Below are 12,685 nucleotides of genomic sequence, written 5' to 3'. Positions count from 1 at the left end.
CATGAGCGAGACACCGGACAGCGCCGTCCGCACGTACATCGGGAACCACCGTGCCGCCTTCCTCGACGACCTCGCCGAGTGGCTGCGGATCCCGTCCGTGTCGGCTCAGCCCGACCACGCCGAGGATGTGCGCCGCAGCGCCGACTGGCTCGCCGCGGCCCTGAAGAAGACCGGCTTCCCGACCACCGAGGTCTGGGAGACGCCCGGGGCGCCCGCCGTCTTCGCCGAGTGGCCCTCCGACGATCCCGACGCCCCCACCGTCCTCGTCTACGGCCACCACGACGTCCAGCCCGCGGCCCGCGAGGACGGCTGGGACACCGACCCCTTCGAGCCCGTCCTCAAGGGAAACCGCCTCCACGCGCGCGGAGCGGCCGACGACAAGGGCCAGGTCTTCTTCCACACCCTCGGCGTCCGCGCCCACCTCGCCGCCACCGGCCGCACCGCACCCGCGGTCCACCTCAAGCTGCTCGTCGAGGGCGAGGAGGAGTCAGGCTCCCCGCACTTCCGCGCGCTCATCGAAGCCCGCAAGGACCGCATCGCCGCCGACGCGGTGATCGTCTCGGACACCGGCATGTGGTCCGAGGACACCCCGACCGTCTGCACGGGCATGCGCGGCCTCGCCGAGTGCGAGATCGAACTGCACGGCCCCGACCAGGACATCCACTCGGGATCCTTCGGCGGCGCCGTGCCGAACCCCGCCACCGAGGTCGCCCGCCTCGTCGCCGCCCTCCACGACGAGCACGCGCGCGTGGCGATCCCCGGCTTCTACGAAGGCATCACCGAACTCACCGACCGCGAGCGCGCGCTCTTCGCCGAGCTGCCCTTCGACGAGGGGCGCTGGCTGAGCACGGCGCATTCGCACGGCACCCACGGGGAGGCCGGGCACACCACCCTGGAGCGGATATGGGCCCGCCCCACCGCCGAGGTCAACGGCATCGGCGGCGGCTACCAGGGCGTGGGCAGCAAGACGATCATTCCGTCGTCCGCCCTGGTGAAGCTGTCGTTCCGGCTGGTCGCGGGACAGGACCCGGAGCACATCGAGGACGCCGTCCGTGCCTGGGCCGCCGACCGCATCCCCACCGGCATCCGCCACACGGTCACCTTCGCCGCCGCCACGCGCCCGTGCCTGACGCCGCTCGACCACCCCGCCCTGCAGTCCGTCGTGCGCGCGATGGGCCGTGCCTTCGAGCAGAAGATCCGCTTCACGCGCGAGGGCGGCTCGGGACCTGCCGCCGACCTCCAGGACGTCCTCGGCGCCCCCGTGCTCTTCCTGGGCATCTCCGTCCCCTCCGACGGCTGGCACGCGCCCAACGAGAAGGTCGAGATCGACCTGCTGCTCAAGGGCGTCGAGACGACCGCGCACCTCTGGGGCGACCTCGCGGAGAACTGGCGCGACGAACCGCGATGAACACTGAGATCCGCCCGGCCGCCGAGCACGTCCCGCGCCACGCACCGCCGCACGTCCTGCCGCACGCCCTGCTGAACCACCCATTCCATCGGGGGAGTTGGAAGCACCTGTGACCACCTGGACCGACCGCACCGCAGACCGCCCCGTCTCGCTGACCGCGCCGAGCGGTATCGACCGCGCCGCGCACCACCGCATGGACGAGGCGTGGCTCGCCGCCGCCTGGAGCCACCCCACCACCCGGGTCTTCGTGGTCTCCGGCGGCCAGGTGCTCATCGACGAGACGTCCGAGGGGCACACCGAACTGGTGATGACGCCCGCCTTCGAAGCGCCCCTCACCGAGGAGCACCGCTACTTCCTGGGCACGGACGACGACGGCGTCAGCTACTTCGCGCTCCAGAAGGACACCCTGCCGGGCCGCATGGACCAGTCGGCGCGCCCCGCCGGACTGCGCGAGGCCGGGCTCCTGCTGACGCCCCGGGACGCCGGTCTGATGGTGCACGCCGTGGCCCTGGAGAACTGGCAGCGGCTGCACCGCTTCTGCTCGCGCTGCGGCGAGCGCACCGTCATCGCGGCGGCGGGCCACATCCGCCGCTGCCAGGCCTGCGGCGCCGAGCACTACCCCCGCACGGACCCCGCCGTGATCATGGCGGTCAGGGACAGCGAGGACCGCATCCTCCTCGGCCGCCAGGTGCACTGGCCCGAGGGACGCTTCTCCACCCTCGCGGGCTTCGTCGAGCCGGGGGAGTCCATCGAGCAGTCGGTGCGGCGCGAGGTCTTCGAGGAGGCGGGCGTCACGGTCGGCGACGTCGAGTACGTCGCGAGCCAGCCCTGGCCGTTCCCCTCCAGCCTCATGCTGGGCTTCATGGCCGACGCGACGTCCTCGGAGATCAACGTGGACGGCGAGGAGATCCAGGAGGCCCGCTGGTTCTCCCGGGAAGACCTGCGGGCCGCATTCGAGTCCGGGGAGGTCCTGCCTCCCTACGGCATCTCGATTGCGGCCCGGCTGATCGAGCTCTGGTACGGGAAGCCCCTGCCGAAGCCGGGGACCGTGGGCTGAGCCCCACCCGCACCGTGGGTGCTGTGCCTCAGGCGGCCAGCTTCTGCTTGACCTGGGCCAGCGACGGGTTCGTGAGGGTCGAGCCGTCCGGGAAGAGAACGGTGGGGACCGTCTGGTTTCCGCCGTTCGCCTTCTCGACGAAGTCCGCCGACTCCGGGTCCTGCTCGATGTTGATCTCGGTGTAGGCGATGCCCTCACGGTCCATCTGACCCTTGAGGCGGCGGCAGTAGCCGCACCACGTGGTGCTGTACATCGTCACAGTGCCCGGCATGTCTTTAGCGCTCCTTAGTTGCTCGGGGTGCGTCATCGCAATGGATCGAACGTACGCGACCCGGCCACCATTCCCGTATTAGTACGACCGGCTCCGCCTCCCTGTGGACAACGGACTCACCCGCCCCCTGGGACCTGGCAAGCTGGCTGGGTGACATCAGCAACGCACTCCACCCTCTTCCCGCAGGTCCCGGACTCTCCCGACGCGGTGCTCGACGGGCTCGACCCCGAGCAGCGCGAGGTCGCCACCGCCCTGCACGGGCCGGTGTGCGTCCTCGCCGGTGCCGGTACCGGCAAGACACGGGCGATCACCCACCGGATCGCCTATGGAGTGCGTGCCGGGATGCTGCAGCCCGCCAGCGTGCTCGCCGTCACCTTCACCAACCGCGCCGCCGGTGAGATGCGCGGCCGCCTCCGCCAGCTCGGCGCCTCCGGCGTCCAGGCCCGCACCTTCCACTCCGCGGCCCTGCGCCAGCTCCAGTTCTTCTGGCCGAAAGCGGTCGGTGGCCCGCTGCCCCGGATCGTCGACCGCAAGATCAAGCTCGTCGCGGACGCGGCCGCGGCCTGCCGCATCCGCCTGGACAGGAACGAGCTGCGGGACCTGACCAGCGAGATCGAGTGGTCCAAGGTCACCCAGACCGTCCCCGCGGACTATGCGGCCGCCGCCGCGAAGTCCGGCCGCGACGTCCCCCGCGACCCCGCCGAGATCGCCCAGCTCTACGCGGCGTACGAGGACCTGAAGCGCGACCGCGCCGTCATCGACTTCGAGGACGTGCTGCTGCTCGCCGTCGGCATCCTCCAGGACCGCCACGACATCGCCGAGCAGATCCGGTCCCAGTACCAGCACTTCGTGGTGGACGAGTATCAGGACGTCAGCCCGCTGCAGCAGCGCCTCCTGGAGCTCTGGCTCGGCGACCGGGACAGCCTCTGCGTCGTCGGCGACGCCAGCCAGACGATCTACTCCTTCACCGGCGCGACCCCCGACCACCTGCTGAACTTCCGCACCCGCCACCCGGGGGCCACGGTCGTCAAGCTGGTCCGTGACTACCGCTCCACCCCCCAGGTCGTCCACCTGGCCAACGGCCTGCTCTCCCAGGCCCGCGGCCGGGCCGCCGACCACCGCCTGGAACTCATCTCGCAGCGCGACCCGGGCGTCGAGCCGAGCTACACGGAGTACGCGGACGAACCGGCCGAGGCCGAAGGCGCCGCCCGCCGCATCCGCGCCCTCCTCGCCGACGGCGTCCCCGCCAGCGAGATCGCGATCCTCTTCCGTACGAACTCGCAGTCGGAGATCTACGAGCAGGCTCTCGCCGACGCGAACGTGCCCTATCAGCTGCGCGGCGCCGAGCGGTTCTTCGAGCGCACGGAGGTGCGCGAAGCGGGTGCGGCCCTGCGCGGCGCCGCCCGCTTCGGGGGCAACGACGCGCTCCTGGACGACGTGGTCGACCTCCCCTCCCAGGTGCGGGCGGTGCTCTCCACCAAGGGGTGGACGACGGAGCCCCCCGCGGGGTCCGGGGCGGTGCGCGACCGCTGGGAGTCCCTGGCCGCGCTGGTGCGGCTCGCGGAGGACTTCGCGCGGGCCAGGCCGGAGGCGACCCTCGCCGATCTCGTGGCCGAGCTCGACGAGCGGGCGAACGCCCAGCACGCGCCCACCGTCGAGGGCGTCACGCTGGCCTCGCTGCACGCGGCCAAGGGCCTGGAGTGGGACGCCGTGTTCCTCGTGGGCCTCGCCGAAGGCATGATGCCGATCACGTACGCCAAGACGGACGAGCAGATCGAGGAGGAGCGCCGCCTCCTCTATGTGGGAGTGACCCGCGCAAGGGTCCACCTCTCCCTCTCCTGGGCCCTCTCCCGCTCGCCGGGCGGCCGTCCGGGCCGTCGCCCCAGCCGCTTCCTCGACGGGCTGCGGCCGGGCTCCGGAGCGGGCTCCGCGGCCCGGGCGGCGAGCGGGGGCCCCGGTGGCGTCGAGCGCGGCAGCGGCGGGGCCACGGGCCCCGTGGCAGGCCGTCGGCAGCGAAAGAGCCGTACGCCTGCCCGCTGCCGGGTCTGCGGACGGACCCTGACCGAGGCGGGCGAGATGAAGCTCATGCGGTGCGAGGACTGCCCGTCCGACATGGACGAGGGGCTCTACGAGCGGTTGCGGGAGTGGCGATCCGGCCAGGCGAGGGAGCTGGGACAGCCCGCGTACTGCGTCTTCACGGACAAAACCTTGATCGCCATCGCCGAGGCGGTGCCCGACGACGAGGGCGAGCTGGCCCGGATCCCCGGCGTCGGTGTCCGCAAGTTCCACCGCTTCGGTGCCGACGTACTCGCTATCTGTGCAGGTCAGGAGTGTGTAAGGGGCGCCGACGACGAATGATTCAAACTCGTCGAAAAAATAGTTTGCGCATGCGCAAGGAAGACCCATAGGTTCTTAACACGGAAACAGCGGCTTCTCCGAAGCCGAGGTTCCGTGCTGTACTTGATAGTCCGCAGGATCGGTTCCGGCCGATCCCCTAGACGCCGAGAGGAGGCGAATTCCAGTGATCAGCATCAACGAGAGCTTCATCAGCACCGCGAAAATGACCGATCGCTCGGTCGTCGCTTCCTGCCTGCTCGGCTTCTCGAACCAGGGCACCGGTCTGTCCGGCGGCATCCCCGCCATCCGTCCGATGTCCGCCCCGCTGCCTCTCTCCGGTCTTCCCGTCCGCGAGGCCAATGAGGGCAATGAGCGACCGACCAAGGCACCGGAAGCAGCAGTAGCGGAGGCGCAGGCCAAGGCCTATGCCTTTGCGGCAGCCGGTGCCGGATTCCGGAAGCAGACGACGCAGCACCACACGATGTGGGCCTTCCGTGGGCTCGAACCCTGGAGTGATCCAGTCTGATCTTCGATCAGACCGGCGCCTTCAGGGCCGCGGAACCCCACCCGGGATCCGCGGCCCTTCTGTTTTCCCCAGAACAGGGAGAACAGAGCGAAGGGGCCGACAGCAAGACCCGGTACCAGCCGCCAACCGGCCGACCCAGGCCGGCACGACCAGACGAGGAAAACACCACCGTGCAACTCGAAGCGCACGCCCCGTCCGTACCGCCTTCACAGACGCTCCCCCCGCCCGCACCCACGGAGGACCCGACCTTGACTCCCCTCACCGCGCTCACCGCGCTCGACGACGCCATCGAGAACCTCGGCGTACCCGTTCCCTGCCGTGCCTACGACCCGGAGGTCTTCTTCGCGGAGTCGCCGGCCGACGTCGAGTACGCCAAGTCCCTCTGCCGCACCTGCCCGCTGATGGAGGCCTGCCTCGCGGGTGCCAAGGAGCGGCGTGAGCCGTGGGGCGTCTGGGGCGGCGAGCTGTTCGTCCAGGGCGTCGTCGTTGCCCGCAAGCGGCCGCGTGGTCGCCCGCGCAAGAACCCGGTCGTCGCATGAACGCCGCCGGAACGATCGATCGCCCCCTCACGCACGACCCCAAGAAGCAGGCCCCGATGAAGGCAGCCACCAGCGAGCCCGCCGGCTCCGCCACCCCAGACTTCAGCACTACCGGCGCGTACGTTCCGCGCCAGAACAGGACCCGTGAGATGCAACTCATCCCAGAAGCCATGGCTCGTGCGCATATGCACGAACGCATGCGCGAAGCCGAGGCTCAACGCCCGGCCGAGCGCCTGATGGCGGCCCGCCGTATGCAGCGCCGCGCGGAGCGCGCCTCGCTGCGTGCCCGGCGCGCGCTCGCCATGGCGGTCATGCAGTAAGAACCGCGGAACGCGGTTCGGCACGATGACACAACGCACCGCGGGGGACGGTCCGAACGGACCGTCCCCCGCGGTGCGTTGTGCTCACCGATCGTTCCCCTGCGGCGATATGGTCGCCCGGTGGAACAGCAGAACTCCCAGCCCTCGGAGCCGGAGAATCTCGTGTGCTCCCGCTGCGGCACGGTCGCCGAAGGCACGCCGCCGACCTGGACCTGCTCCGTGGAAAACGGCGTCCGCCGCTACTTCTGCGACGCCTGTGCCCGGGACAACCTCAGAGCCATCGAAGGTCGCCTCGACTCCGCCTGGTGGTGAGCCCCGCGACGCTTCAGGCCTCCGCCGCCGCGCCGCCGTCCTCGGCCAGCTCCGCCTCCTCGGCCTCCTCGGCTTCCTCCGTCTCCTCCACGAAGCCGGGCAGCCACTCCTCCAGCTCGTCCCGCATCCGAACCGTCGCGCCCAGCTGACACAGCACCCCGATGGTGCTCACCGTCACGCGGTGTATCAGGAGATACGCGGGCGGCAGATTCAGATACCGGCCCAACTGGTAGGCAGGGGAGCGGACGTCGGCCAGCCGGGCCGCGTGCTTGCGCATCCAGGCACGCGTGAACGTGTACTCGTCGACCGCCATCGGCTCGATGATCGGCAGCAGATAGTCGAGCACCGCCTGCGGTTCCAGGTCGACGGACTCCTTGACGAAGCCCTCCTCGCGCAACATGTCGTAGACCGCGTCGGCCTCGCCCTCCAGCGTCATCCGCAGGGACCTGCCGATGGTCGGGGGCAGCCCGTCGGGCAGCCGGTCGACCGTGCCGAAGTCCAGGACCCCGAGGCGATAGCCCGCCTTCTCGTCGGGCAGCAGCCGGAAGTTCCCGGGGTGCGGGTCGGCGTGCAGCAGTCCTGTGCGCGTCGGACCGGAGAAGAGGAAGCGGGCCAGGAGCTGGCCCGCCCGGTCGCGCTGCTCCTGCGTGCCGTCCGCGATCACCTCAGAGAGAGGCGTCCCGTCCATCCACTCGGTCACCAGGATCTGGTCGCTCTGGTGCACCACGTGCGGCACCACCACGTCGGGGTCGTCCGCGAACTCGTCGGCGTGCGCCTGCTGGGCCTGGGCCTCCAGGGCATAGTCCAGCTCTTCCGAGACCCGGTCGCGCAGCTCCGCGATGAGCGGCTTGATGTCCATCCCCGGGATCAGCGGCCCCAGCAGGCGGGCGAACCGGCTGAGCTGATTGAGGTCGGACAGCAGCGCCTCGCCTGCCCCCGGGTACTGCACCTTGACCGCGACCTCGCGGCCGTCCGACCACACGGCCCGGTGCACTTGGCCGATCGACGCGGCGGCTGCGGGCTTGTCGTCGAACTCCAGGAAGAGATCGCGCCAGTCGGTGCCGAGCCGCTCCTCCAGGACGGAGTGCACGGTCCGGGTGGGCATCGGCGGCGCCGCTTCCTGCAGCTTCGTCAGCGCCGCGCGATACGGTCCGGCGATCTCCTCGGGCAGCGCGGACTCGAAGACGGACAGGGCCTGTCCGAACTTCATGGCACCGCCCTTCAGCTCGCCGAGGACCTTGAAGAGCTGCTCGGCCGTGCGCTGCTGCAGCTCGCGCCCCACGATCTCCGCGGACTTGCCCCCGATCCGCTTGCCCAGGCCCCAGGTCGCGCGCCCCGCGAAGCCGAGTGGCAGCGCGGCCAGTTTGGCGGTACGGGTGACCGCCTTCCGGGGAAGATCAGACATGCGCCCCTCCAAGTCCCAGACAGCCGCGCCTTCTCAGGCGGTTACCCGGCCATTGTTGCGTGCGGCTTCGTGTCAGCGGTGGGCCGATCCCCCTTAACGGACACGCCCGCCCCACAAGAGCATGATGGATGCGGCCAAATCGGGCTTGAGAGCCACTCGAATCCGGTGATGGAGGCTTTCCAGCGGACCCCCGCGCAGGCCGAAGGGCCGCCGTCCAGGAAGGCCAGGGCGTGCCCCGCCGTCAGCCCGGCGACCGAGGCCGCCAGAGCCAGGTCGCACGCGGGCACGTGCCGCGAGTGGCCCGAGCGCCACTGGGCCAGCATCCGCGGCCAGGTGGGATCGCGGTCCGCGCGCTGCCGGAACAGGCACTCGGCACATGCGGTCGTCCCCGGCAGGACCAAGGGGCCCACCACGCCCGTCCCCTCGATCACTCCGGCGTAGAGATGAGGGGTGCCCGAGGCGAGCAGTTCCTCGGCCGCCGCGGGGGCCGGAGCATACGCATCCAGACCGTCCCTCGGGGCGATGATCACAAGGGAAAGCCCCGCCCCTTCCTGCTCCACGGCCTGCGGAGACCGCCGGGCCGGGCGGCCGGGCGCCGCCTGCCGCACTATGCGGCGAGCTGCGGTGTCCCTGCGCTCCCCGACGGACTCGGCGGGCAGCCCGCCCGGCGCGACGTCCCACGGCCGCACATGCCCGCCGTCCCGCACCTCGACCCGGCCGACGCCCGCGCCCGCCAGCAACGAGGCCACGACGGCGCCCACCCGCCCGGCGCCCTGGACCCGCACCCGCATGGCCCGGCGCGCCGCGACCTTCGCGATCGCATCGCCCGGCTTTCTCGACAGGAGCGACAGCGAGGCCACATCGGCCCGCAGCCGGTCCAGGGTCTCGCCCCGCTCGCGCAGCGCGTCGGCCGCCGGGCCGCCGCCGGTCGAGTCGTCGAGGAGCCCGGCCCGCGACAGCTCTCCCAGCAGCCGGTCCACGTGCCCGTCGGGCAGCCCCATCCGCCGCCCCTCCTCGCGCAGCAGAGGCACCCCGCGAGTGCCGTCCAGCAAGGTCAGAAAACTGCTGGTCGCCGTGTCCATCGGGCCGAGCACCAAAGCGTGCGCGGGCGCCACCCCGAACTGCACGGTGCTCAGGTCCCGCCAGCCACGCCGCAGCGCGGGCTTCAAGATCGGATGCATGGTCGTCCCCCGTCGGCCGGTCGGCGCGGATTCGTCCGCCGCGCTCGATCGAATGCCAGAATGCCCGCCCCACCGAACGCCTGCGTCGCGTTGTCCACAGGCGGTGGATATTCGTCGTACTAATCAAACAGACGGGGAGCGGAACAGCGCCGAACCGTCCCGGAGGCGGGACTTCCCCTATGCCCAGCGGGTAACGTCGGGGCGTGCCCGCCGACCCGTCCCCTCGCGTCGCTGGGGAGTCCTCAGCGCGTCGCGCCGGAGCTCCACAGCGCAGCACGACCAGCCCGTCGCCGTCCGGCGCGGGGGCCAGCACGGTCGAGGTCAGACGGAGCGCCCGCCGCCGCAGAACGGTCTCCGCGTACCGGGAGGGCGACCGCACCGTCGTCCTCATCCCCGCCCGCATGTCCGAGGCGGAGGAGCAGCGCTGGGTCAATGTGATGCTCGACAAGCTCGCGGCCCAGGAGAGCAAACGGCTCCTTGGTGACGCGGAGCTCGCCGAGCGCGCGGGGCAGCTCTCCGATCAGTACTTCGGCGGCAGTGCCAGGCCGGAGTCCGTTCGCTGGGTTACGAACCAGAACACCCGCTGGGGTTCCTGCACCCCGGCGGAGGGCAGCATCCGCCTTTCGCACCGGCTCCAGGGCATGCCCGAGTACGTCGTGGACTACGTCCTCGTCCATGAGCTCGCCCACCTCCTCGTCCCCGGCCACGGCCCCCGCTTCTGGCATCTCCTGGAGGCCTACCCCCGCACGGAGCGGGCCAGGGGGTACCTCGAAGGGGTGGTGGCGGCCGGTCGCCTGCCCCATCTGCCCACCGCCCGCGAGGAGTGAACGTCCGCCGGAACCCGTAGTTGTGTAGCGGGTCTGTACCGGCTTCGCTCGCTGTCGGACTTTGCGGTTAGCCTGACGCGACGCATTCACATTCGGGATGGGGGACGGTCGTTACGTATGGCCAGGGAATTCCAACGCGGCCACAAGGCCAAGGTCAGTGACCTCACCGCAGGGACCGATCTGTACGTCGGCGTACAGATCTCGGCGCCGGGACTGACGTTCGACATCAGCTGCTTCGGCCTGGACGCGAGCGAGCGGCTCTCGGACGACCGTTACTTCATCTTCTTCAACCAGCCCAAGTCGCCCGAGGAGTCGATCCAGCTCCTGGGCTCCCAGGCGGGCGACTCCGAGTCCTTCCGCGTCACGCTCGACCGCATCCCGCAGCAGATCCAGCGCCTCTCGTTCACGGCGACGATCGACGGTGCCGGGCAGATGTCGCAGGTCGCGTCCGGGTACGTCCGCATCGTCGCGGGCGGCGAGGAAGTGGTGCGCTACGCCTTCACCGGCGCGGAGTTCTCCACGGAGCGCGCCGTCATGCTGGGCGACTTCTATCTGAAGGACGTCTGGCGGTTCGCCGCGATCGGCCAGGGCTTCGACGGCGGGCTCGACGCCCTGCTGCGGAACTTCGGCGGCGAGGTCGCCGAGGAGGAGCCCGCAGCCCCGGCGCCGCAGGCCGGTGCGCCCTCCTTCGCGCCGCCCGCCCAGGCCGCCGCGCCGCCCTCGTTCGGCGCCCCGGCCGCTGCCGCGCCGCCGCAGGCACCCGCCCCGGCCCCCGCGCAGCACTTCGCGCCGCCACAGGGCACCACTCCGCCCCCGCCCGCCCCCGTGGACCCGTCGGTGCACGCGGCGCAGACCGTCGTGGCCCCGTTGAGCCAGCCGCCGGGCGGGACCGTGCCGCCTCCGCCGGCCCCCGCGCCGTACGGCCAGCCGGGACAGCCCGCTCCGCAGCAGCCGCAGTTCGGCCAGGTGCCCGGCCAGAGCGCGCCGCCGCCCCCGGGATACGGCCAGCAGCCGCAGCCCCCGATGCCTCCGCCCGGTTACGGTCAGCAGCCCGCAGCCCCGATGCCGCCCGGCTACGGCCAGCAGCCTCCGGGCGGCCAGTTCCCCGGTCAGCCCGCCGCCCCCCAGGGCGCGGCACCCCAGGGCGCCGGTGTGGCCGCGGCCCTCCAGAAGTACCGCGAGGCCCCCACGGGCCAGCGCTGGACGCAGCAGAACGAGAAGCTCGTCCGCGTCGACCTCGGCGTCGCCGAGCAGCCGATCCTCGCCCGCCAGGGCAGCATGGTGCTCTACCAGGGCAAGGTCGAGTTCAGCTACAAGGGCGCGGGCTTCGCAGGACGCATCGTGGGCAACGCCACCGGCCAGGAGATGCAGCTGATGCGCTGCTCCGGCCGCGGTCAGGTCTTCCTCGCCGAGGAGGCCACCCACCTGCACCCCATCGAACTCCAGGGCGACGCGATCTGTGTCTCCGCGGAGAACGTCCTCGCCTTCGACGAGACCCTCCAGCACGAGGTGCGCAGGATCGAGGGCCACGGGATTCCCGGCGGCGCGCTGTTCGTCATGCAGTTCCAGGGCACCGGCACGGTCATCGTGAAGACCCACGGTGTGCCCGTCGTGCTGCCCGTCACGCCGACGACGTTCGCGGACTGCCACGCCGTCGTCGCCTGGTCGGCCGCCGCCCAGGCGATCGTCTCCAGCCAGGTCCGGCTGCGCAGCAACGCGTACGCGGGCTCCACGGGGGAGAGCGTGAACCTCCAGTTCCGTGGCGCGCCCGGCAATTTCATCGTCGTCCAGCCGTACGAGGTCTGAGGGAGCCCGTCATGAATCAGCAGCTCGCGGGCTTTGCTCCCGCACCCGTCGCCGCCCGCATGGAGAACCACGGCCATCACATGGTCAAGGTGGCCATGCAGACCGGCAACGACCTCCTCGCGCGCGTGGGCTCGATGGTCGCCTACGAAGGGTTCGTGCAGTACGAGCCGAATCCGCCCGCCGTCCGTCAGGTCGCGCGCGAGTGGATGACCGGCGAGGGCGCACCCCTGATGAAGTGCTCCGGAGACGGCCTCCTCTACCTCGCCGACTACGGAGCGGACGTCGTCCTGATCAACCTGGCGGGCGACTCCCTCTCGGTGAACGGCACCAACCTGCTCGCCTTCGACGCATCCCTCCAGTGGGGCGTCGAGCGGGTCAAGGGCATGGCCAAGTTCGCCGGACAGGGCCTGTGGAACATCAAGATCTCCGGCCAGGGCTGGGTCGCTCTGACGTCCCGCGGCACGCCGATCGTCGTCGACTGCGGCCGCGGCGACGACGAGACGTACGTCGACCCGGACGCCCTGATCGCCTGGTCCCCGAACCTCAAGGTGAAGGGCAAGCGCAGCTTCAAGGCCGGTTCCCTCATCGGGCGCGGCAGCGGCGAGGCCTACCAGATGGGCTTCTCCGGAGAGGGCATCGTCGTCGTACAGCCCAGCGAGGACAGCACCGACCGCCTCCGAGCACGGGGCTGAGGGG

13 protein-coding genes are annotated in these 12,685 nt (G+C 71.2%); 10 read left to right on the top strand and 3 right to left on the bottom strand.

The features are described 5' to 3' along the window. Position 1 precedes the first annotated feature (1 nt). Together AC068B_RS06685 and nudC are read left to right on the top strand one after the other, a co-directional pair. Entirely contained in the window at positions 2-1,408 is a 1,407-nt protein-coding gene (locus AC068B_RS06685) for a dipeptidase (protein WP_478669496.1), read from the top strand. A gap of 109 nt (positions 1,409-1,517) precedes the next feature. Continuing rightward, positions 1,518-2,465, top strand: coding sequence for an NAD(+) diphosphatase (nudC, locus tag AC068B_RS06680; RefSeq protein ID WP_478669494.1), 948 nt, complete (start codon positions 1,518-1,520; stop codon positions 2,463-2,465). Positions 2,466-2,493: 28 nt separating this feature from the next. Here the strand turns inward: nudC and AC068B_RS06675 are convergent, their stop codons facing one another. Further along, complete coding sequence (locus AC068B_RS06675) at positions 2,494-2,736, bottom strand: mycoredoxin (protein ID WP_468556781.1); 243 nt, start codon at positions 2,734-2,736, stop codon at positions 2,494-2,496. Between the two features lie 69 nt (positions 2,737-2,805). On the opposite strand from AC068B_RS06675, the gene AC068B_RS06670 reads away from it, so the two are divergent. The 5 genes from AC068B_RS06670 to AC068B_RS06650 all read left to right on the top strand — a co-directional run bounded on the left by AC068B_RS06670 (position 2,806) and on the right by AC068B_RS06650 (position 6,770). Beyond that, a complete protein-coding gene (locus AC068B_RS06670; protein ID WP_478670258.1) occupies positions 2,806-5,094 on the top strand; it encodes an ATP-dependent DNA helicase UvrD2 in 2,289 nt (762 codons plus the stop codon). Positions 5,095-5,257: 163 nt separating this feature from the next. Then, a complete protein-coding gene (locus AC068B_RS06665) occupies positions 5,258-5,599 on the top strand; it encodes a hypothetical protein (RefSeq protein WP_478669493.1) in 342 nt (113 codons plus the stop codon). A 170-nt stretch (positions 5,600-5,769) separates the two neighbouring features. After that, positions 5,770-6,138, top strand: coding sequence for a WhiB family transcriptional regulator (locus AC068B_RS06660; RefSeq protein ID WP_055565619.1), 369 nt, complete (start codon positions 5,770-5,772; stop codon positions 6,136-6,138). Beyond that, positions 6,135-6,458 (top strand): hypothetical protein, encoded by a 324-nt coding sequence (locus AC068B_RS06655; protein ID WP_478669491.1) that lies wholly within the window; start codon positions 6,135-6,137, stop codon positions 6,456-6,458. The genes AC068B_RS06660 and AC068B_RS06655 overlap by 4 nt, the downstream gene beginning before the upstream one ends. A gap of 120 nt (positions 6,459-6,578) precedes the next feature. Next, a complete protein-coding gene (locus AC068B_RS06650; protein ID WP_478669490.1) occupies positions 6,579-6,770 on the top strand; it encodes a hypothetical protein in 192 nt (63 codons plus the stop codon). Positions 6,771-6,783: 13 nt separating this feature from the next. Here AC068B_RS06650 and AC068B_RS06645 read toward each other — a convergent pair whose 3' ends face one another. Both AC068B_RS06645 and AC068B_RS06640 read right to left on the bottom strand, forming a co-directional pair. After that, complete coding sequence (locus AC068B_RS06645) at positions 6,784-8,175, bottom strand: ABC1 kinase family protein (protein ID WP_478669489.1); 1,392 nt, start codon at positions 8,173-8,175, stop codon at positions 6,784-6,786. A 41-nt stretch (positions 8,176-8,216) separates the two neighbouring features. Continuing rightward, positions 8,217-9,356: a ThiF family adenylyltransferase gene (locus AC068B_RS06640; protein WP_478669487.1), complete on the bottom strand. Its 1,140-nt coding sequence runs from the start codon at positions 9,354-9,356 to the stop codon at positions 8,217-8,219. 203 nt (positions 9,357-9,559) lie between these two features. Between AC068B_RS06640 and AC068B_RS06635 the strand changes: the two genes are divergently transcribed. From AC068B_RS06635 to AC068B_RS06625, 3 genes are all read left to right on the top strand, one after another. Next, positions 9,560-10,183, top strand: a complete 624-nt coding sequence (locus AC068B_RS06635) for a M48 metallopeptidase family protein (protein WP_478669485.1) — start codon at positions 9,560-9,562, stop codon at positions 10,181-10,183. 117 nt (positions 10,184-10,300) lie between these two features. Further along, positions 10,301-11,989 (top strand): TerD family protein, encoded by a 1,689-nt coding sequence (locus AC068B_RS06630; RefSeq protein ID WP_478669484.1) that lies wholly within the window; start codon positions 10,301-10,303, stop codon positions 11,987-11,989. A gap of 11 nt (positions 11,990-12,000) precedes the next feature. Next, the gene (locus AC068B_RS06625; RefSeq protein WP_055563679.1) at positions 12,001-12,681 is read left to right on the top strand and encodes an AIM24 family protein; all 681 of its coding nucleotides are present in this window, start codon (positions 12,001-12,003) and stop codon (positions 12,679-12,681) included. Positions 12,682-12,685: the final 4 nt, after the last annotated feature.

This window comes from Streptomyces sp. NPDC042371 (assembly GCF_056437465.1).
The sequence above is the reverse complement of the archived record's forward strand: the minus strand, read 5'-3'. Positions and strand labels throughout refer to the sequence as shown.